Source organism: Kineosporia succinea (genome assembly GCF_030811555.1).
GTDB classification, from domain to species: Bacteria; Actinomycetota; Actinomycetes; order Actinomycetales; family Kineosporiaceae; genus Kineosporia; species Kineosporia succinea.
Genome location: NZ_JAUSQZ010000001.1, coordinates 1,779,475 through 1,799,535, shown reverse-complemented (window position 1 = coordinate 1,799,535; position 20,061 = coordinate 1,779,475). Strand labels below are relative to the sequence as shown.

The window sequence follows — 20,061 nt, the reverse complement described above, 5'->3', positions numbered from 1 at the left end:
GGTTTTCAGGCGGCCGGCAACTGGCCCGCGCCGCTCTGCTCGACCAGCGGTTTGATCGAAATGCCGCTGTCGGTGAGCTGATTGCCCTGGATGTCGGTGATCCGGACCGTTCCGCCGCAACCCTCGCCGTTCGCGGAGAGGAAGTAGTTGTACATCTGCCGGTCGAGAGTGATCCAGCCGTTGGGGCCCTTGAGCTCGACCTTGCGGATCGGGTTGCGGTGGTCACGCACCTGGATGCCGCACCACCACTGGGTGCTGCCTTCCTTGTACACGTACTTCACCGGCCCGGACAGGCTGGGGCTCACCATCTTCCAGGTGATGTCGATGCGGCCCTCGACCGGCTCGGCCAGCTTGGCGAAAGCCTGGGCGGAGAGGTCGATGTGGCCCGGCCGGCACTCCGGGCAGCGGTCGACGATCTTGACCCGCACGGTGTTGCCCGCCGGCCCGGTGACGTCGACGTAGGCGCCGCAGGCCTGGGAGCCCTGGTAGTCCTGCTCGTTCATCGCGGCCACCATCAGGTCGGTGGTGGGGTCGTAGGAGCAGTTGCCCGCGCCGGTCGCGCCGTAGAAGGTGGCGATGCCGTCGTAGGTCTGGCCGAACACGATGCGGTCGCCGGAGGTGTCGGCCGCGACCTTGCTGCTCGAGGCGGCCTTCTTCGGGGCGGCCGCCTTCTTCGTCGGCGACGTCGCCGCCGCGGTCAGCGGTTCTTCTTTCTCGGCCGTCTTCTTCGGCTTCGGTCTCGGTTTCGCCGAGGGGGAGACGGATGCGGAGGGGGACGTGGTGGGGTCGGCGCCGCTGTCGGGCGCGTCGTCGGGCGCCTGGGCGCTCTGCGTGGCGATGGCGACATCGGGTCGCGACAGCACCAGCTGGGCCTGACCGGCGTCGGAACCGGAGCGGGCGTAGAACACACCGCCGGTCACCGCCACCACGGCGAAGGCGACGAGGGCCGCAGCGGCCCGGGCATCCATCTTCTTTCGCGACACGTTCGGGGAGTCTGGGTGCCGCGACGTCAGGCGTACCTTCTGTCCGGGTTAAGAAAGGTCTTCGCAGGCGGCGCACAGCCACTTCCCAGGAATCCGGGGTTTCGTGGGCGCATGGAAGAGAACCGGGCCCGGCGCGTGGTCGACGCGCTGCGGGATCGAGGCATCGACGCGCGCATGGAGAAGGCCGGGGTCTACCAGTTCGGCCTCTGGATCAAGATCCCCGGCGGCCGCGAGGCGATCTGGGACACCGACGGCTCGGCCGGGCTGGAGGCCCAGGTCATGCGCGACGGTGTACTGGTCGGGTTCGTGCCGTCGATCCCGGGCTCCGACGATTTCACCGAGGAGCAGGTCGTCGACGCGATCGCCCGCACCGACTACGACCAGCCCGTGGCCACGCAGCGCCGCACCGCACCGGTCCCGGCCGCACCGCTCCCGAGGCAGGGGGGCGTGTTCCGGCGCTTCCTCGACGGGTTCCGCTACCGCGACTGAGTCTGCCCATTCGCGGCAAAAGGCGCAGGTACGTATTAGGTTGGGCTGGTGAACCGGGTGGTGGGGTCAGGCGCTCCGGCGAGCCGGGCCGCGGCGCGCCGGGATCCGGATGTCCGCGATCCGCTGCTCGCCCCAGGCCACGTCCGAGCAGATCCAGTCCTCGAGCCGGTCGGCCAGGTAGTAGGCCACCTCGCCGAGTGTCTCCTCGGGATCGGCGCCGAACCAGAAGCCCGAGTTCCAGGTCTGGCCGCGGGCCGTCACGGCCAGCCGGATCTCCTGGCCCGGGCCGCGGGCCACGTCGGCCGCCTCCAGTTCACCCGGTCGGAGCAACCCGTCCAGAACGGGCACCACCACTCGGTCGCGGACGTCTTCCAGATCCGTGGAGTCGAAGCGGTCGTCGATCCCCGGACCGCGCAGGCTGGGCATGCGCACAGGCTGACAGTCCGGGGCGGCACCGACAACAACCCCGGCCGGATTCAACAGGATCGAAACAGGGGATATCCCTCTTGTCCGAATCTTTGTAGGCCATCAGGGTGAATACGGTGAGGACGACGTCTCTGGCGCCGACGTCCCAGCAACGTCCACCACCGCTCTCGCCGAGCCGCCAGTGGTCGCACACCCTGGCCGTCACCGGTGCCCTCACACTCCTCGGTGCGTTCGTCTTCGGCCCCCTCTGGCGTGAGTACCCCGAGGTCGCCGCGGGCAGCATCCTCTTCACCGCGATGTTCAGCGGTGCCGGGGCCATCCTGTGGAGCGAACCCGGCCACCGCCGCACCGCCGTGCTGCTGGTGCTCGCCGGGCAGTTCTGGGCCCTCGGCTGGAGCGAGGAGTGGCGGGTCAGCCCGTTCCCGCTGGTCTCCGGCATCTCCAGTTACGTGGCGCTCTCGCTCGCCGTCTGGGCCATGTTCCGCTACCCGGATCCGGCCCTGATGAACCGCGTGGAGCGGGTCTTCGTGCGGGTACTGGCCGTCACCGTGATCGGCGGGATCCTCGCCGAGACCGTCACCATGCGCCCCGAGTGGAAGGACTACGACCCGGGCACCCTCTGGATCACCCTGCACGCCGACCGTGCCCTGCACGACGCGATCGGCGAGGTCATGCAGACCGTCCAGGTCCTGCTGGTGGCCGGGTTCCTGCTGCTGTGGATGGTGCGGATCCGCCGGATGCGCGGCCTCGACCGGGAACTGCTCGCCCCGATGGCCCTGGCCGCACCCGCCGCCGGGCTGGCCGCGGCCGCCGTGCCGGTGGCCCGGCTGTTCGGCCTGAGCGGCACCCGGATGGACACGGTGTACGCCTTCCAGCCCGCCGTTCTCGCCGTCGTGCCCCTCGCCTTCCTGGTCAGCGTGGTGCGCCGGCGCCTCGCCGACAACGCCGTGCTCACCCTGATCCAGCAGGTGCAACGCCGCCCCACCCCCGAGGCCGTGCAGACAGCGCTGCGCACCGCCCTGCGCGACGCCACCCTCCGCGTGCGCTACTGGGCGCCCGACCTCAACGCCTACGTCGACGTCACCGGCACCCCCATCGACGAGCCCGTCGACCAGTCCGGCGGTGACCGGCTCGAGCTCGTCGTCACCGCCCCGGCCGGCGGCCCGCTCGCCGTCATCGACGCCGATGCGGTGCTGCGCCGGCATCCGCACGTGGTCTCCAACGCGCTCGCCGCCAGTGGCCTGGCCCTGGAGAACGCGCAGTTGCAGGCCGCGGTGCTGGGCCGGCTCAGCCAGGTGCGGCAGGTGCGCATGCAGGCGGTGCAGGCCGGGGTGGCCGAGCGCCGCCGGGTCGAGCGCGACCTGCACGACGGCGCCCAGCAGCGGCTCCTCGCCCTGCGGCTGGTGCTCGCGGCCTCGGACTCGCCCGACCTCAGCGACTCCTCGCGGGAACGGCTGCGCAGCATGAGCCATCAGATCGCGCTGGCCCTGAACGAACTGCGCGACCTGGCCCGCGGCATCCACCCGGCGGTGCTGAGCCAGGCCGGGTTGTCGGCGGCGATCGAGGCGATGGCCCAGCAGCAGCCCCTGGTGGTCGACGCCGACCTGCCCGCCGGGCGTTTCCCGGCCGCCACCGAGGAGACGGCCTACTACCTGATCTGTGCCGCGCTCAAGGGAGCGGCCGAGCAGTCCGGGGCCCGGGTCAGCATCCGCGGGCACGAGACCGACGGTGTGCTCACCATCGAGGTGGAGGACGACGGGCGGCGCCCGGCGCAGATGCGTCTCGACGCCGAGTTGCCCGGGATGCTCGACCGGGTGCGGGCTCTCGGCGGCGACATCATGTTCTCCACGCTCTCCCGCGGCGGCTCGCTGATGGTCGCCGCCATCCCCTGCGCCTGAACGCAGCCGCCCCTGTGCCCGAACACCGCTACGGCAGCGGACCGGAGCACGCAGCCGGTGAGACGCCTGGTCACACAGTGCCCTGTGAGACGTGAGATCCGTCCTGGATGGGGTCATTGCGCCGAGCAGCCGATACTCTCTGATGCTGTTCAGTAACAATGGACGACGAAAGCGGCGGATCGCCCGGTGTCGGGCAGAACCGCTCAGTCCGGGGCACTTGTCGGCGCACGTGAGCATCGGGCACGAGGGACGGATTGTCAGCCAACGCCATGGCCTCCCGGTTCACCGGGTCGCGCGGGTCCGCACCGGCGCCCTCCGGGGGTAACGGGGGTTCGCCGGCCGCCCGCCTGCGCCCCGTGTTCTGGCTCGCGGCGCTGCTGGCCGGCAGCACGGTCACCGCCGTCGCCTCGATCGGCATCAGCTCGCTCTGGGCCAAGAACCCGGCCCTGGCCGCACCCACCGTCGTCTTCGCCGGGGCCCTGGTCGCGGTCGGCGTGATCCTGGCCCGCGAACCCGGTCAGGGCCCGGCCGGGCGGGCCATCGTGCTGGCCGGCTGCGTCTGGCCGCTGAGCTGGGTCGAGGAGATCACCCGGGGCCCGCTGCACCTGGTCTCGTTCCTCGCCGCGCCCCTCACCCTGGTGCTCGCGGCCTGGGCCATCTTCGGCTACCCGGACCCGGCCTCGGTCGGCCGCGCCGAGCGCCGCTTCCTGTTCTCGCTCACCGCCTGGGTCCTCGTCGGCCGCGTCCTGGTGGTGGTCAGCTCCGACCTCGCCGCCGAACGCGACCACGGCGCCGCCTGGTGGCCCACGGTGCAGTCCGACCCGGGCTTCCACCGCACGCTGGCCTACGTCTCCTCGGTCGGCGAGGTGCTGCTCGCCACCGGCTTCCTGATCCTCTGGGTGCGCCGCAGCCGGCGCATCCGCGGCCTCGACCGCAAGCTGCTGCTGCCCGTCGCCGGGGCCGCCGCGATCGCCGGCACCGCCAGCATGTGCGGCTCGCTGGCCCAGGTCATGGGGGTGCGGGGCGACCTGCTCGACGACATCCTGGTGCTGCAGACCACGCTGCTGCTCACCGTGCCGGTCGCGTTCGTCGTCGCCACCGTGCGCCGCCGCCTGGCCAGCGTGGTGATCGCCGACCTGCTGCCGCTGCTGCGCGTCGAGCGCACTCCCGAACGGCTCGAAGAGGCCTTCCGCAAGGTGCTCGGCGACCCCGGCCTCGAGATCCACTACTGGGCCGCGGAGATCGGTGCCTACGTCGACCGGCACGGCGCCACCAAGGCCGAGCCCGGCGGCGAGACCGGCGAGGAGGCCCTGCTCCTGCCGATCACCTCCACCAACGGCTCGCGCCTCGCGATCATCCGCGCCGACCAGGCCCTCTGGCGCTACCCCGACCTGGTCGAGGCGGTCGGCTCGGCCGCCGGCCTGGCCATCGAGAACGCCCGCCTGCAGGTCGAGGCCCGCGCCCAGCTCGAGCTGGTGCGCGCCTCCCACGCCCGCATCGTCGCCGCCCAGCTGGCCGAACGGCAGGCCCTCGAGAAAGACCTCGACGACGGCGCCCTGCGCCGCGTGCAAGACCTGCTCACCACCATCGAGCCGGTCGAGGGCATCGAGGACGCCGTCGGCTACGCGGCCGAGCAGCTGCGCGCCACCGTGGCCGAGCTGCGCGAGATCGCCGCCGGGCTGCACCCCTCGATCCTCGACCGCCTGGGCCTGGCCGAGGCGGTGCGCCGCATCGGCCAGGCCCAGCCGGTCACCGTCGCCGTCGACCTGCCCGACCGTCTGCCCGGCCTGCCGATGGCGGCCCAGGTCGCCGGGTACTTCGTCGCGGCCGAGGCGATCACCAACGCGGTGCGGCACGCCGCCGCCTCGCGCATCGACGTCCGCGGCGCCGACACCGGCAGGACGCTGCGGCTGACCATCGAAGACGACGGGCGCGGCGGGGCCGATCTGGCCGCGGGCACCGGACTGAGCGGACTGGACGAAAGGGTCAGGGCAGCCGGGGGAACGCTGCTGCTCGAGAGCCCACCGGGGGCAGGGACCACGCTGACGGCGGAGATCCCGTACCGATGAAACGAGTGAGGGGCGGGCGCGTAGTGAAGAACGGGCACCACGGCGGCACCGGATCATCCAGGAGGCGCACGTGAGGGTCGCGATCGCAGACGACTCCAGCCTCTTCCGGGGCGGACTCAAACTGCTGCTGGGCCAGGTCGGGGTGGAGGTCTGCCTGGAGGCCGGCAACGCCGACGACCTCGTCGAGGGCATCACCGAGGCGAAGCCCGAGGTGGCGATCCTCGATATCCGGATGCCTCCCACCTTCACCCGGGAGGGCCTGCACGCCGCCGCGAAGATCCGCGAGACCGACCCCTCCATCGGCGTTCTCATCCTCTCCACCTACGCCGAGACCACCTACGCCGCCGAGCTCTTCGCCAACGGCAGCGCGGGCCGCGGTTACATGCTCAAAGACCGGGTCGACGACGTCGGCACCCTCCGCGACGCGCTCGTGCGCCTCGCGGCCGGGGAGTCCCTCGTCGACGCCACCCTGGTCGACAGTCTCATCGGTCACTCCCGACGGCAGGACGCGCTCGCGGCCCTCACCGTGCGCGAGCGTCAGGTGCTGCGGCAGATGGCCGAGGGGCGTTCCAACGCGGGTGTCGCGGCGGTGCTCAACCTCAGTCACAAGACCGTGGAGAACTACGCGGCCAGCATCTTCGGCAAGCTGGACATCCCGGCCGGGTCGGACGACAACCGGCGCGTGCTCGCGGTGCTCTCGTGGTTGCGGGCGGGCAGCAGCGGTTCGTAGGGCCGTTCCCCCGCGGCTTCTTTCACGGGTTTTTTCACGGGCTCTCACGGGCTTGAGGACGTCGTGGTCACCTCGCTCCCCGAGGTCACCACGGCGTCCTCGCGGGTTCACGGATCGGATCATTCCGGCCGAGTGACCAGTCGCCGCAACGCGATCCGGGCGGCCGGGGCGTAGGGCAGCACCAACGGTGCCGGCCCGCGCAGTGCCAGCCAGGTGCGGGTGCCGGACCCGGCCGCCTCCACACCGTGCTGCAGCACCACCGAGACCGGTCCTCGCCGCACCACCCAGGTCCAGGTGCGGGCGGTCTCGTCGACGTCCTCCACCCAGAATCCCAGCCAGACGCCCAGCGGCCCGACGACGCGTCCGCCGGTCCCGGACTCGAGCCGCTGCGGCGCGTACTCGACGCGGCGCAGCTGAGGCGACCACGACGTCCACCGTTGTGGTTCGACGTACCGCAGCCAGGCCAGATCCGGATCGACGGGCCCACGGGCGGTCAGCTTCAGAGTCATCATGATGTGCACCCCCGCCCCAGCATGGCGGTGTTCAACCTCACTGTCACCTGGGCCACATGGGTGTCTCAGCGATTGCGCCCGCGCATCAACGTGTGTCACTCTCGAAGAGTTCCGGAGGGGAGTAGTCCGCGAACTCACGATCGACATACTGAGAGCTTCGGCCCTCCGGTCGTGAGACCTGCCTCGCAGCAGGTGGACGAGACCTTTGGTCCCGACAGATGCACGCTACAAGTGTGTCTGCTATCGGGATCAAGGCCGCCCCGCCAGCCGAGATCCCGTCTGCGGACGCGGAAATGGCTGAGGAAAACATCGTGTGGCACTTCGTGTTACTCATCACCTGCGCGGTGGCGATCTATCTCTCGTGTGAGTGGTTCGTCAACGCGGTGGAATGGCTCGGCCAGCGACTCAACGTCGGAAAGATGGCCGTGGGAACCATTCTCGCGGCCTTCGGCACCGCCCTCCCGGAATCCGTGGTCACCCTGGTGGCCGTCACGACCGGTGCCACCGAAGACGCCAAGAACATCGGCGTCGGCGCCGCGATGGGCGGCCCGCTCGCGCTGGCCACCGTCGCCTACGGCGTCACCGGCGTGATGCTGCTCTACCGCAAGCGCATCATCAGCCGGGAGCTGGTGGGTGCGGGTGGCCCTCCGGCCGCTGAAAGCCTCTCCGGTGAAGACGCTCTCGGTACCCGGGAAGACATGGCCCGGCTGGCCCGTGACCAGAAGTGGTTCCTCGGCGTCTTCGTGTTCAAGGTCGCGCTCGGCCTGGTCGCGTTCGCGTTCAAGCCCTGGCTCGGTCTGCTGTTCTTCGCCGTCTACGCGCTCTACTTCTGGAAGGAGATGAGCGGCGGCGGTGACAGTCACGGGAGTGATGACGACGAGGAGCTGGAGCCCCTCAAGATCCAGCCGAACGCGAAATCTCCCGCGACGTGGGCGGTTCTGGCCCAGACGGCAGCCACGCTGGTCGTCATCTTCGTCGCCTCGCAGCTCTTCGTGCACCAGCTCGACGCGATCGGCCCGATGCTCGGCCTGTCCGGAACCGTGACGGCGCTGCTGCTCTCACCGGTCGCGACCGAGCTGCCGGAGATCATGAACGCGATCATCTGGGTGCGCCAGGGCAAGGTGAAGCTGGCGCTGGCCAACATCTCCGGTGCGATGATGATCCAGGCCACCGTGCCCAGCGGTCTCGGTCTGCTGTTCACCAGCTGGCATTTCGACCACGCGCTGACCTGGTCGGGCGGCGTCACCATGGTCGCGATCGGGTATCTGCTCGCGCTCATGGCGGCCCACAGGCTCACACCGGCACGGCTCGCGGTGGCCGGGTTGTTCTACGTGGTGTTCGCGATCGGTCTGGTTCCGATTCTCGCCTGACACCCGCCGAACTGAAGGACGCCCACGCGAACGTTCGCGTGGGCGTCCATCATGGGGATCTCAGGCAGTGCGCAGAACCGTGAGTCGCCCGGCCACGTCCTCCCGGCCCGTGGCCCGCGCCTCGGTGACGGCCCGGTCCATCACCGGCGGCGGCACGTGCGGCCCCAGAGGCCCCTGCAGGGTGTGGATCAGTGCGTCCCAGTCGTGTTCCAGGGCCTGCGTGAGGGCCAGGATCGCGGCCAGGTTCGGGTCTTGGGGACGCCGCTGCGTCTCCTGCTCGAGCAGTGCGTGCCCCTGCTGCGGGTCACCGGTCAGGCTCAGCACCGCGCCGTGCAGTGCCAGGTCGATCGCCACGCCGTCGGGCAGCGACTGCATCACCTGACGGGCGCGCTCGGCCTGGTTGCGCCAGAGCATCTCGACGATCATGGTCTCGGGCGACTGACCCGGCCGGGGACCGCGCAGGCCGTCCTGGCTGACCGACTCGTTGCGCGAGAGGTCGCGCACCGTCATGAAATTACTGGCGGCGAAGAACAGCAGGAAGATCGTCAGGAAGATCCGGCCGTCGAGCAGGTAGTAGGCGGCGGCCGCGGCCAGCAGCGCCACCACCAGGGAGACCCAGGCCGCGCGGCGCAGCCGGGTCAGCGGGTCGCCGGGCAGGAACTCGCGCATCGCCTGGCCGCCGTCGAGCGGCAGGATCGGCAGCAGGTTCAGCACGCTCCAGCCGAGCGAGGTGAAGATGCCGAACTCCAGCAGCCAGTAGGCCCATTCGGTGCTGATGTCGGTCCACACGGTGCGGCTCAGGAAGAGCAGCGTGATCCCGATGACGATGCCGACCGCGGGGCCGGCCAGCGAGATCGCGATCGACCGGGCCCGGCTCAGCTCGCGAGGAGGGGTGAAGCTGGTGACGCCGCCGAAGCCGGCCAGCGCGATCTCCGGCTTCGCCCCGGTGGTGCGGGCGACCACGGCGTGACCCAGCTCGTGGGCCAGCACCATCACCGGGGTGATCAGGACCCAGACCACCAGGCCGGTGAGGCTCGGCGAGGAGAGGTAGCCCAGGATCGCCATGATGATGATGAACGACCAGTCGATGTGCACCGGGAAGCCCAGCACCTTGCCCTTGAACAGGGCGCGGCCGCCCTCGACGGGCCCGCTGGTGGGGCCGCTCAGGCTCATGATCGGGTTCCCGGGCAGATTTCGTGTGTCACCCTGCCATGCTCTCCCGAGCACAGGCCGTAGAGCGAGTCGGCCCAGGGGATTGCCAGGCAACTTTCAGTACTCGTAGAACCCGCGGCCGCTCTTGCGACCCAGCAGACCGGCCTCGACCATGCGGTTGAGCAGGGGCGGAGGAGCGAACAGGGGCTCCTTGAACTCGGCGTACAGCGACTGCGCGATGGCCGCCGTGGTGTCCAGCCCGATCAGGTCGGCCAGCCGCAGCGGACCCTGCGGGTGGGCGGCGCCGCGCACCAGGCCCTCGTCGACGTCCTCGGCGGTGGCGAAGCCCGACTCGACCATCCGCACCGCGGACAGGATGAACGGGACCAGCAGCGCGTTCACGATGAACCCGGCCCGGTCGGGGCTGCGGATCGCGTGCTTGCCGAGGCTCTGCTCGGCGAAGTCCTGCGCCCGGCGGGTGGTCTCGGGCGAGGTGAGCAGGCTGGGCACGATCTCGACCAGGCTCAGCACCGGCACCGGGTTGAAGAAGTGGATACCGACGACGTTCGCCGGGCGCTGGGTGGCGGTGGCCAGTTTCATGACCGGGATGGAGGACGTGTTGGTCGCCAGGATCGCGTCACTCGCCTTGACGACCTGGTCGAGTCGGGTGAACAGGTCGAGCTTGGTCGGCTCGTGCTCGACGACCGCCTCGATCACCAGTTCCCGGTCTTCGAGCTGGTTGAGGTCGTCGGTGAGCCGGATCCGGTCGATCGCGGGCTGGGCCGCCTCGATCTTGCCCTTGCTCTGCGCGCGCTGCAGGGAGCTGACGATCCGGTCGCGCCCGGCGTCCACCCGCTCCTGAGTGGACTCGACCACGATCACGTCCTGACCGGCCCGGGCGCACACCTCGGCGATGCCCGCGCCCATCAGCCCGCACCCGACCACGCCAACCCGCATCGTCTGCACACCTTCGCTCGTGTCGTCCGTTGCTGTTCGAGGCTAGCTTCGTCCGGTCTTCGCGGCCTGTCCGGTCTTCGCGGCCTGTCCGGTCTTCGCGGCCTGTCCGGTCTTCACGGCCTGTCCGGTCTTCGCGAGTCCTCGCCGGTCCTCGCCGGTCTTCGCTGGGTCTTCGCGGGGCTCTCGGGCTTACCGGCTCTCGGGCCCGTGGGCCCGAGAGGAGAGACACCCCCTATACCCAATCGGTATAGGGGGTGTCTCTGCTGCCGGGATCGTGAAGGCGCGTTCCGGCCGGCTCAGGCGGCGAACAGCATGCCGTGGTGGAGGCGGTCGTGGATGGCGCGCAGATGTGCGGCCTCGGCTGCCGGGAAAGGTCCGCCGACCAGGTTGCAGGTCTCGCACGACATCATCGTGCCGGACTCAGAACCGTTGGGGGACAGGGAAGTTGTCGTGGTGGAGACGGTTCCCAAAACATCGTTGTTCATGGCGAACTCCCGGATTTCCCAGTGCCGTTTACACGTACTTCACGGTAAACGTGCATCATGTAATGCGATAGTCGATCAAGATGTGACCGGGAACTCGCGCTGCATCTATGGGCAAAAAAGCTGACACGTGCTAGCGGCATTCAAGCGGGTTCGGCCTGGTCAGCCCGTCAATCGCTCCCGCAGACCGGTCGCCCGCGCCGCCGGCTTCACGATGGCGGCACGCAGTGCCTCTTCGGACCCGATCACCCGGACGTGTTCACGGGCCCGGGTCACTGCGGTGTATAACGTCTCGCGGGTGCACAGCGACGAGGCCGCGGCCGGCAGCAGCACGCTGACCCGGTCGAACTGGCTGCCCTGGCTGCGGTGCACGGTCATCGCGTAGAGCGGGCGCACCGCCCCGAGCCGGGCCAGCGGCACCGGGATCGGGTCGCCGCCCCGGCCGAACACCGCGATCAGCGAGTCGTCGGACTGGGCCACGACCACGCCGGTATCGCCGTTGTAGAGCCCGGACTCGTAGTCGTTGGTGGTGACGAGCAGCGGTTCCCCGGCGTAGCGGCCGTCGCTGCGGGGCACCACCGGATGGTCTTCGAAGATCCACCCGGCGGCCAGGTCGCTCCACAGCTGCACGCCGCGCGGACCCCGCCGGTGGCTGCAGAGCAGGCGGTGCTGCTCCAGCCCGGCCAGGGCGCCCACCCGGTCACCGGCCAGTGCGGCGGCCATCACCTGCGTGGCGCTGTTGCGGACCTCGGTGCGCACCGGCTCCAGCTGCTCCGGCCCGGCCCGGTCGTCGTCGGCCAGCTCCACGAACTCGACGGCGCCGGACATCGACCGCAGCACCTGCACCGCCCTGTCCGCCTCACCGTCGCGGATGGCGGCGGCCAGCGCGGCGATGTCACCCCCGGCCGCGAAGCGCCGGGTGGCCAGCAGGGTGCTGACGCCGTTGCGGAACCGGGCCGTGGGCGTGTCCTTGGCGGGTTCGCCCGGGCTCACGGACGGCAGGACCCGGCCCAGCGCCTCGGCGAAGTCGGTGGTGCGCCGCCCCAGCTGGTTGCGGTCGACCAGGTCGCCCAGCACCGCTCCGGCCTCCACCGAGGCCAGCTGGTCGGGGTCGCCGATCAGGATCAGCCGGGTGGACGGGCGCAGCGCCTCGAGCAGCCGGGCCATCAGGGTGAGAGAGACCATCGAGCTCTCGTCCACGATGACCACCTCGTAGGGCAGCCGGTTGTTGCGGTCGTGCCGGAACCGGCTGCGCGCGTCCGGGCGCCAGCCCAGCAGGCGGTGCAGCGTGGTTGCCGTCAGATCGGAGCCGAGCCGGGCCGCGTCGACCGCGGGCAGGTCGGCCGTGGACGAGCGCACCGCCTCGTGCAGCCGGGCCGCGGCCTTGCCGGTGGGTGCGGCCAGGGCGATGCGGTACTCCGGGTGCTGCTCACGCAGCAGGGCCAGCAGGCGCGAGACGGTGGTGGTCTTGCCGGTGCCCGGCCCGCCCGCGAGCACACCCACCCGGGACAGGGCGCAGACGGCGGCGGCGAGTTGCTGGTCGGCGTACTGCTTCTCGCTGAACAGACGCTGCAGACCGGCGGCCAGCACCGGTTCGTCGAGGTCGTCGGGCCGGGACGCCGCGCGCAGCAGCAGTTCCGCCGCCACCGCCTGCTCCTGTTCCCAGTACCGGCTGAGCCACAGCTGTGACCCGGTCATCCGGATCGGCCCGGACACCAGCGGGCTGGCCGCGCAGCGCGTCACCCAGTCGGTGATGTCCGGCCAGGCCAGCTGCACGAGCGGGAGGGTCTCGTCGAGCTCCTCCTCCTCGTCGTCGGGGCTGATCGTCGCGGCCGCCGTGGACAGGTCCAGCACGACCGAGCCGTGCCGCACCGAGCGCACCACGAGAGCCACCGCCAGGAGCACGGTCTCGTCCGGCTCCGAGCCGAGCACGCCCAGCCGCCGGGCCACGTGCACGTCGGCCGCGGTGAGGATGCCCGCCTGGTTGAAGTCGGCGAGCAGACCGGTGGCCGTCGCCGCGACGCGGTGCGGGTGCCCGGCCTCGTCGGTCTCGGGAGCCTTCATCGGATACCCGCCAGCAGGTCGGAGGTGTCGGTGATCAGGGCGGTGGGCGGGTCCCAGGTGAACACGCCCGGCGCGGTGCCGTCGTCGCTCAGCACACCGGGCCCGGACATGCCCCGGAGGAACAGGTAGCGCACGCCGCCGAGGTGAACCGCCGGGTCGTAGCCGGGCTGCCGCCAGCGCAGGAAACGGTGCAGCGCGACGGCGTACAGCAGCGCCTGCAGCGGGTAGTGGGCCTCGATCATGGCCTCGGTCATGGCCTCGGGCCGGTAGTGCCACGCGTTCACCGGCGCGTCGGGCGTCCCCAGGCGGTTGGTCTTGTAGTCGACCACCACGTACCGCGGGCCGGGCACCCGCAGCACGGCGTCGATGCTGCCGTTCAGGTAGCCGCGCAGCGTCACCGGATCGAGATCGGCCAGGGCGTCGGCATACTCGGCCAGCCGGGTGCCGGGCGGGCAGTGCCGGCGCCAGATCGGCACCAGGTCGGACAGCGCCACGTCGCCCGCCACCGGACGGTCGCCACCGGCCAGGGGCAGTTCGAAGACGAGCTCGGACAGGCGGTCCCGGGTGTCGATGTCCCGCAACGTCAGGTCGCCGAAGCCCAGCGGCGTCGAGACCGCCGGGATCAGCGCCTGCACCAGGGTCTCCACGTCGACGGCGGGCCCGGAGCGGGCCACCCGGGCGGCCACGGTGGTCCGCAGCTCGTCGGTGTTGCCCGCGTCGGCGGCCAGTTCCAGCACCTCGTGCACCAGGGTGCCGAAGCGCGCGCCGGCCGGGAGGTCGTTCCAGGCGCTGGGAACCGCCTGCAGCGGATGGCTTTCCGGCTCCCCGGCACCGAGCGGCAGGTCGGCCTCGTCGTCCTTGAGATGCACCTCGGGCTCGCTGCCGAGGTGCTGCTCGTGGGCCGAGGCGGTGAGCGCGCTGTACGAGGTGCGCCGCCAGTCCAGGTCGAGTTCGCGCTCCAGCCGCGCCACGCTCAGCGCGGCGGGCTCCGGGGCGGGTGCCTTCCAGGTCGGCGAGGGACGCTTCGGCACCAGCTGCACGGTCAGCCCACCGGAACTGCGGCTCGCCAGCCGTTCGAAGTCGGCCAGGGCGCCCGGGTCGGAGGGAACCGGGATCCGGCGCGGGGCAGGCTGTTCCGGGTCAGGGTTGAGCAGGATGCGCTGCAACGGGGCCAGCTGCGTGTTGAAGGTCGGGGCCCACCACAGCACCAGGTGCGACTGGGCCCGGGTGAGAGCCACGTAGGTGAGGCGCAGTTCGTCGTCCGCGTCTTCCTGCAGACTGGCCGCCAGGTGCCCGGCCCAGCCCGGCGACCCGGCGCCGCCCACGTCGCGCAGTCGTCGGTCGCCCTCGTGGAACGTGACCGTCGTGATCTCGCGCTCGTTCGGCGCCCACTGGTTCCAGGCGAACGGCACCAGCACGACCGGGAACTCGAGGCCCTTGCTGGTGTGCACGGTCATCACCTGCACGGCCGCGGCGTCGGACTCCAGGCGGCGGCTGCGCTCGAGGGTGCCCTCACCGCTGGTCGCCTCATCCTGCCGGTGCCGCAGCCAGACCAGCAGCCCGGTCAGCCCCAGCTGCCCGGTGTCCGAGGCCTCGTGCAGCGCCTGGGCCACGTGCCGCAGGTCGGTGAGAAGTCTTTCGCCGCCCGGCTTCTGCAGGATCCGCCGCTGCAGGTGCGTGCGCATGGCCACGATCTCGAACAGGGCCCCGACGCCCCGCTCCGCCAGCATGCGTCCCCACTCGCGCAGGTTCAGGGCCAGTTCCTCGTCGATCTCCTCGCCGCGCTCGTCGAGCTCGCGCGCGGTGGCCCCGTAGAAACAGCTCAGGGCCAGACGACGGACGCGGGTGGTGCGGTGCGGCTGCTCCATCGCCTCGAGCAGGAGGCGCCACTCGGCCGCGGCCGGCGTGTCGAACACGCTCGTGCGCCCGGTCACCACCACCGGCACCCCGGCCGCGGACAGGGCCGAGTTCACCTGCTGGGCCTGGCTGTTCGTGCGCACCAGCACCGCGATGTCACCGGGGCGCAGGTCGCGCTCGGGCCGGTCGTCGCGGGGCTGCAGGCGGGCGGCCCCGTCGAGCAGGTGCACCGTCTCGGCCACCAGATCCTTCAGCACCGCCGCGCGCGCCTGCGGCGACTTGGCCAGGCCCCGGTCGGTCTGCGGCAGGTCGTCACGGGTCAGCACGCGCAGCCGGACAGCCGCACCGGTTCCCTGTACCCGCACCATGCGCCCGGTGTGGTGCGCCTGGACCGGCTGCACCCGGATGCGCTCGTCGCCCAGGGCGGCACCGCGGAACACCGCGTCCAGACCGTTCAGCAGCCCGGCGTCACTGCGGTAGCTCGTGGGCAGCGTGCGCACGGTCTCGGCGGTCTCGAAGGCGTTCAGGTAGGCCTGCACGTCGGCGCCGCGGAATCCGTAGATGGCCTGCTTGGGGTCGCCGATGAGGATCAGCGTGGCGTGCCCGTGGAACGGCCGGCGGATGATGTCCCACTGCACCGGGTCGGTGTCCTGGAACTCGTCGACCAGCACGAACCGGTAGCGGGAACGGAGCCTTTCGCAGGTGGCCGGGCCGGTGAGCGGGTCGCTCAGCGTCGCGGCCAGGCGGGTCAGCATGTCGTCGTAGCCGAACACGTTCAGCCGCCGCTTACGCCGCTCCACCTCCTCGCGCACGGCCCCGGCGATGCGCGCCCGCAGCCCGGGGATGCCGCCGACCGACGGCTCCGGCACCAGGTCGGCCATCTCGGCCACGGCGTCGAGCGCGAGCCGGTGGAACTCCTCCCGGCCCAGGTCCGGAGCGGGTGCCCCGGCGCTGCCCCACTTGCGCAGGTACAGGTCGTCGGCCACCTCGTGCACCAGATCGGCGACGTCCTCGAGCAGCACGGTGTCCGGGTCGTGGTCGCCGTTCGTGCCCAGGGTGGTCAGAACCTGCTGGCAGAAGCCGTGAATCGTGGTGACGGTCGCGGCGTCGAAACTGGCCAGGGCCTTCTCCAGGCGTTCCCGCCGCCGCTGCCTGCGGGAGGGATCGACGTCGGCCAGGTGCACCAGCACCTCGTCGGCCGGGTCGATCATCGCCGGGTCGGCCAGGGCCAGCCCGTCGCGCACGCTCACCAGCCGCTCCCGCACCCGCTCGCGCAGCTCCCGCGTCGACTCCCGGCTGAAGCTGACCACGAGCAGCTCGCTCATGTTCTGCGCCCAGCCCTCGGCCAGGTAGCGGGTGACCAGCGCCGCGATGGTGAAGGTCTTGCCGGTGCCCGCGCTGGCCTCGAGCATCGTCGTGGTGTCGCGGGGGAGCTCACCGTGCAGGTCGAACGGGGTCTGCCGGCGCAGGGTCGACTGTCCCGGGATCATCGGCCCTCCAGGCGTTCGGCGGCCAGCAGCGGGTCCCACAGGCGGCGGCTGAGACGGCCGAACCGGTCGGTCTCGTCCATCACCCAGCCCTCACCCTCTTCGTCCACGGCCGGGCGTTCGGCGACCAGCGCGTCCATCGTCGCCGTCCCCCCGAAGACCAGCCGGTGCTCCGCGTCGGACTGCTCGCCCGCCATGAAACCGAAGCGGTCGTCGGTGCGGTCGAGCCAGGCCTTGGCCGCCTCGACGCGCGCGGCCGAGACGATCGAGCGCCGGAAACGCCGTTCGGCGTACGCCGCCGAGGTCTTCATCGGCAGCGGGAGCGGCGACCGCAGGCCGGACCGGTAGAGCCCGACCAGCTCGGTCAACGTGGTCAGCGCGAGCTCGGCGTCGATCGGGTCGAAGACGCTGCGGGCGGCCCCTCCTCGGCCACGCCCGACGGTGACGGCCGAGGGCGCCTTCACGCCGGGGGTGGCGGTGAGCGCGAGCAGGTCGATCCAGCTGTCCAGGCGATGTTTCGCGGCGAGCCGCGAATACGACAGCGACAGGATCGTGCCCTCGCGCACCCCGCCGACGGTGCCGGTGAGACGAGTGCCGTCGGGCAGCGTGACGTCGACGTCGCGGGTGTCGGCCGGGGCCGCCCGCTCGATCGTCGAGGCCCGCAGCACGTTCTCGACGTTGCGCCCGACCTGCGCCAGCACCGCCCGTCCGAGCTCACCCGGGGGCAGCAGCCCGCGTCGCTGTTCGAGGGTGATGCAGTCGGCCGGGGACAGACCCGAAAGGCGCAGCCGCAGAAGCCGATCGCCCACGCTCCACTGCTGCAGGGCATCGAGCTGCACCGGCAGCGTGTCGTCGGGCTCCTCGTCGGTGAGGGCCATGCTGACCTGGAGCCGCTGCCGCAGGAATCCCTTGGCCGGGTGCTGCAGCAGGCGGTGCAGGTCGGCGAGCTCGATGTCCGTCTGCCGCCGCGGCGCCGGGAGAATGCCCTCCAGGAAGGGCTTCTCGGCGACCTTGGCGCCGGTCAGGGCCCGGGCCCCGTCGAGCGCGGGCTGGTCGAAGCTGAACGGCCCGGGCCGGCCCAGCGTCCCCGCCGTGAAGTTGCGCGGGTCGAACGGTTGCAGTGGGTGGTTCATCGTGATCCGGTCACGCACCCGGCCGTCTTCGACCCAGGCCGTGCGGTCGACGGCGTCGAGCAGCTCACCCAGCGGCACGGCCGGCGGGATCGGGGTGCCGGTGCGGTCGTCGGCGCCGGAATAGGTGATCACGAGCCGCTCTTCGGCCGCGCCGACGGCGTCGATGAAGAGCTGCCGGTCTTCGCTGCGGGCGTCGCGTTCGCCCACCCAGGGGTCGCGGCCGAGCACGTCGTCGCCGTCCGGATCGGCGCGACGGGGGAAGTTGCCGTCGTCGAGGCCGAGCAGGCAGATCACCCGGTGCGGCACCGAGCGCATCGGCACCAGCGTGCACACGGTGAGGGTGCCGGTGCGGAACGAGGAGCGGGTGGGGCGACCGGCGAGCAGGTCCGAGAGCAGCGACCGGATGTCGGCCAGACCGCACGGCGACGAGCTGCCCGCCGCGGTCTCGATCACGTCGAACAGCTCCGACCGCAGCTGGTTGACCTGCCAGGCGGTGGTGCGGTCGGTGCCGCCGAGCCCGAGCACGGCCTCTTCCAGGCCGGCCAGCCAGTGCCCGACCGGGTGCTCGCCGGCCATCAGCGACTGCGCGGTGGTGAGCCGGTCGACGAGCTCGGCCAGCCGCCCGGCCAGGTCGATGTCGGCGCTGTCCACGTCGTCGAGACCGACCACGCCGCCGAGGTGCTCGGTGTCGCCCTCGACCGCGACGCCCAGCAGCAGCCGGTCCAGCCCGGCGCGCCAGGTGCCCTGCGGGATCGAGGCCAGGTGCCAGGTCTGGCGGTGCGACTCGTCAAGACCCCAGCGGATCCCGGCCCCCACCAGCCAGTCCCGCATCCGGGCGAGGTCGTCGTCGTCGAAACCGAAGCGCCGGCGCACGGCTTCGCGCCCGGCCAGGTCGAGCACCTGAGGCGCGGTGATGCGGGCGGTGCCGAGGTCGAGCAGCACGCCGAGCACGTCGTAGAGGGCGTTGGTCTGGCGCGGCGAGCGGTCGGCGACGCGCACCCGCAGGCGCTGGGCCGGGTGCCCGTCGTCGCTGTCGTGGTCGTCGCCGATGGCGAAGGCCGACGCGATGATCGGCGCGAACGTCTCCACGTCGGGGCACATCACCAGGATGTCGCGCGGTTCCAGGGTGGGGTCGTCGGCGAGCAGGCCCACGATCACCTCACGCAGCACCTCGACCTGGCGCACGCGGCCGTAGCAGGCGTGCACCTGCACGCTGGTGTCGCCGGGATGCAGGGCGGGCCGGTCGGCCACGTCGATGATCTCGCCGGTGTAGAGATCGTGCTGGAGACGCCCGAGCAGGGTCGGTGGACGCGGTGGCACCGGGTGCTCGATCGTGCGGGCCTGCGGGGCATGTCTTTTCAGGGTCTGCTGCAGCTCGAGCAGATCCCGGGACATCGACGCCAGCAGCGGGTTGTGCACCCGGCTGCGGCTGTCGTCGTCGGCCCGTCGCACGGCGGGCGCGCCGGTCGCCTCCCAGAGCGCGGGCGAGGGGTGGTGCATCCACAGGTGAACGTCGCGGTGCTCGGCCAGGGCGGCCAGCACCTGCACCCGGGCGGGGGAGAGGCGGCTCGCGCCGAAGATCGAGATCCGGTCCGGAAGGGCCGACAGAGCGGGGTCTTCGCGCAGTCGGGTGCAGGCCTCGTCGAGCAGCTCACCCGGCGCGGGGCGGCCGAGCAGGTCGCGCAGGCGGCGCCAGAGCTCGGCCTGCCCGATCAGGTCCGGGTCGAGGCGGTGCCCGTCGCCGAACTCGTCACGGCCCTGCGCCCAGGCGGTGATCATGGCCGGGCGGGACTGCCCGTACTCGTCGAACAACCGGGCCAGGCGGGTGGCCACGGCCAGACGGCGGCCGCCGTGCCGGAGGTGCCGGGCCAGCGGTGCGCACCAGGGCTCACTCAGCGAGACGTCGATGACCTCGATCAGGGGCCAGCGCACCCGGTCGGGGGCCCACGCGCGTACCGACGCCGCAATCTCCGGTGAGGCCGCCCGCACCGCCTGTTCGACCACCTCGGCCGGCGTCGGGTAGTCGACGTTGGCGCAGACCCCGTCGGGTGCAGTTCGAGTGCCGGTCGCGGGGGCGGTGCCGAGCACGTGGGAGAGCCTCTGGGTGAGCCAGCGCTCGACGCCCTTGGCCGGGACGGCGATCATCTCGACGGCGAACGGGTCGGCGAGAGGCTCCGCCAGCACGTCGGCCAGAGCGTGCGCCAGAGGAACCCCGTGAGCACTGCGGTGCACGGTCAGCACGATTCAGGGGTGCCCGTCTGACGTGTGCGGCCCGTCTGCATGGACACCAGTTCTATCCCACTGCCTTGCCGGTCGGTGACGAGGGCACGCCTTGCGGTGCGATTGCGCGTGACCGCGCCCGCGGTGCCCGTTCGCGGGCGGGTGACCACCCCGTCCATCATCGGTCACCCGGACCGTGACCATGCCCCGGGGTGCCGGGGCACGATCACGG

The 20,061-nt window shown here is 71.6% G+C and carries 14 protein-coding genes; 5 read left to right on the top strand and 9 right to left on the bottom strand.

Annotated elements, in window-relative coordinates; genetic code table 11:
• Positions 1–5: 5 nt before the first annotated feature.
• Complete coding sequence (locus tag J2S57_RS07940) at positions 6–983, bottom strand: expansin EXLX1 family cellulose-binding protein (protein WP_307240013.1); 978 nt, start codon at positions 981–983, stop codon at positions 6–8.
• Positions 984–1,094: 111 nt separating this feature from the next.
• Between J2S57_RS07940 and J2S57_RS07935 the strand changes: the two genes are divergently transcribed.
• Complete coding sequence (locus J2S57_RS07935; RefSeq protein ID WP_307240011.1) at positions 1,095–1,472, top strand: hypothetical protein; 378 nt, start codon at positions 1,095–1,097, stop codon at positions 1,470–1,472.
• Between the two features lie 66 nt (positions 1,473–1,538).
• Here the strand turns inward: J2S57_RS07935 and J2S57_RS07930 are convergent, their stop codons facing one another.
• Complete coding sequence (locus J2S57_RS07930) at positions 1,539–1,898, bottom strand: hypothetical protein (RefSeq protein ID WP_307240009.1); 360 nt, start codon at positions 1,896–1,898, stop codon at positions 1,539–1,541.
• A 116-nt stretch (positions 1,899–2,014) separates the two neighbouring features.
• Here J2S57_RS07930 and J2S57_RS07925 point away from each other — a divergent pair, with 116 nt between their 5' ends.
• The 3 genes from J2S57_RS07925 to J2S57_RS07915 all read left to right on the top strand — a co-directional run bounded on the left by J2S57_RS07925 (position 2,015) and on the right by J2S57_RS07915 (position 6,595).
• Entirely contained in the window at positions 2,015–3,796 is a 1,782-nt protein-coding gene (locus tag J2S57_RS07925; RefSeq protein WP_307240006.1) for a sensor histidine kinase, read from the top strand.
• Between the two features lie 356 nt (positions 3,797–4,152).
• On the top strand, positions 4,153–5,865 hold the full coding sequence (locus J2S57_RS07920) for a sensor histidine kinase (RefSeq protein WP_307240004.1): 1,713 nt from the start codon (positions 4,153–4,155) through the stop codon (positions 5,863–5,865).
• Between the two features lie 70 nt (positions 5,866–5,935).
• The gene (locus tag J2S57_RS07915) at positions 5,936–6,595 is read left to right on the top strand and encodes a response regulator transcription factor (RefSeq protein ID WP_307240002.1); all 660 of its coding nucleotides are present in this window, start codon (positions 5,936–5,938) and stop codon (positions 6,593–6,595) included.
• Between the two features lie 119 nt (positions 6,596–6,714).
• On the opposite strand, the gene J2S57_RS07910 is transcribed toward J2S57_RS07915, so the two are convergent.
• On the bottom strand, positions 6,715–7,107 hold the full coding sequence (locus J2S57_RS07910; RefSeq protein ID WP_307239999.1) for an SRPBCC family protein: 393 nt from the start codon (positions 7,105–7,107) through the stop codon (positions 6,715–6,717).
• Between the two features lie 293 nt (positions 7,108–7,400).
• On the opposite strand from J2S57_RS07910, the gene J2S57_RS07905 reads away from it, so the two are divergent.
• Positions 7,401–8,477 carry a sodium:calcium antiporter gene (locus J2S57_RS07905; RefSeq protein WP_307239997.1) on the top strand — a complete coding sequence of 359 codons (1,077 nt, stop codon included), beginning with the start codon at positions 7,401–7,403 and terminating at the stop codon, positions 8,475–8,477.
• A gap of 60 nt (positions 8,478–8,537) precedes the next feature.
• On the opposite strand, the gene J2S57_RS07900 is transcribed toward J2S57_RS07905, so the two are convergent.
• The 6 genes from J2S57_RS07900 to recC form a co-directional block, all read right to left on the bottom strand.
• Positions 8,538–9,650 (bottom strand): site-2 protease family protein, encoded by a 1,113-nt coding sequence (locus tag J2S57_RS07900; protein ID WP_307239995.1) that lies wholly within the window; start codon positions 9,648–9,650, stop codon positions 8,538–8,540.
• Positions 9,651–9,746: 96 nt separating this feature from the next.
• On the bottom strand, positions 9,747–10,586 hold the full coding sequence (locus J2S57_RS07895; RefSeq protein WP_307239994.1) for a 3-hydroxybutyryl-CoA dehydrogenase: 840 nt from the start codon (positions 10,584–10,586) through the stop codon (positions 9,747–9,749).
• A 296-nt stretch (positions 10,587–10,882) separates the two neighbouring features.
• Positions 10,883–11,071: a hypothetical protein gene (locus J2S57_RS07890; protein WP_307239992.1), complete on the bottom strand. Its 189-nt coding sequence runs from the start codon at positions 11,069–11,071 to the stop codon at positions 10,883–10,885.
• A gap of 159 nt (positions 11,072–11,230) precedes the next feature.
• The gene (recD, locus tag J2S57_RS07885) at positions 11,231–13,132 is read right to left on the bottom strand and encodes an exodeoxyribonuclease V subunit alpha (RefSeq protein WP_307239991.1); all 1,902 of its coding nucleotides are present in this window, start codon (positions 13,130–13,132) and stop codon (positions 11,231–11,233) included.
• A complete protein-coding gene (locus tag J2S57_RS07880) occupies positions 13,129–16,479 on the bottom strand; it encodes a UvrD-helicase domain-containing protein (protein ID WP_307239990.1) in 3,351 nt (1,116 codons plus the stop codon). The genes recD and J2S57_RS07880 overlap by 4 nt, the downstream gene beginning before the upstream one ends.
• Positions 16,476–19,841: an exodeoxyribonuclease V subunit gamma gene (recC, locus tag J2S57_RS07875; protein WP_307239989.1), complete on the bottom strand. Its 3,366-nt coding sequence runs from the start codon at positions 19,839–19,841 to the stop codon at positions 16,476–16,478. The genes J2S57_RS07880 and recC overlap by 4 nt, the downstream gene beginning before the upstream one ends.
• Between the last annotated feature and the right edge of the window lie 220 nt (positions 19,842–20,061).

Coding starts and splice junctions, on each gene's coding strand:
- J2S57_RS07935 (WP_307240011.1), top strand. CDS start 1,095: ATGGAAGAGAACCGGGCCCGGCGCGTGGTCGACGCGCTGCGGGATCGA.
- J2S57_RS07930 (WP_307240009.1), bottom strand. CDS start 1,898: ATGCCCAGCCTGCGCGGTCCGGGGATCGACGACCGCTTCGACTCCACG.
- J2S57_RS07910 (WP_307239999.1), bottom strand. CDS start 7,107: ATGATGACTCTGAAGCTGACCGCCCGTGGGCCCGTCGATCCGGATCTG.
- J2S57_RS07905 (WP_307239997.1), top strand. CDS start 7,401: ATGGCTGAGGAAAACATCGTGTGGCACTTCGTGTTACTCATCACCTGC.
- J2S57_RS07900 (WP_307239995.1), bottom strand. CDS start 9,650: ATGAGCCTGAGCGGCCCCACCAGCGGGCCCGTCGAGGGCGGCCGCGCC.
- J2S57_RS07895 (WP_307239994.1), bottom strand. CDS start 10,586: ATGCGGGTTGGCGTGGTCGGGTGCGGGCTGATGGGCGCGGGCATCGCC.
- J2S57_RS07890 (WP_307239992.1), bottom strand. CDS start 11,071: ATGAACAACGATGTTTTGGGAACCGTCTCCACCACGACAACTTCCCTG.
- recD (WP_307239991.1), bottom strand. CDS start 13,132: ATGAAGGCTCCCGAGACCGACGAGGCCGGGCACCCGCACCGCGTCGCG.
- J2S57_RS07880 (WP_307239990.1), bottom strand. CDS start 16,479: ATGATCCCGGGACAGTCGACCCTGCGCCGGCAGACCCCGTTCGACCTG.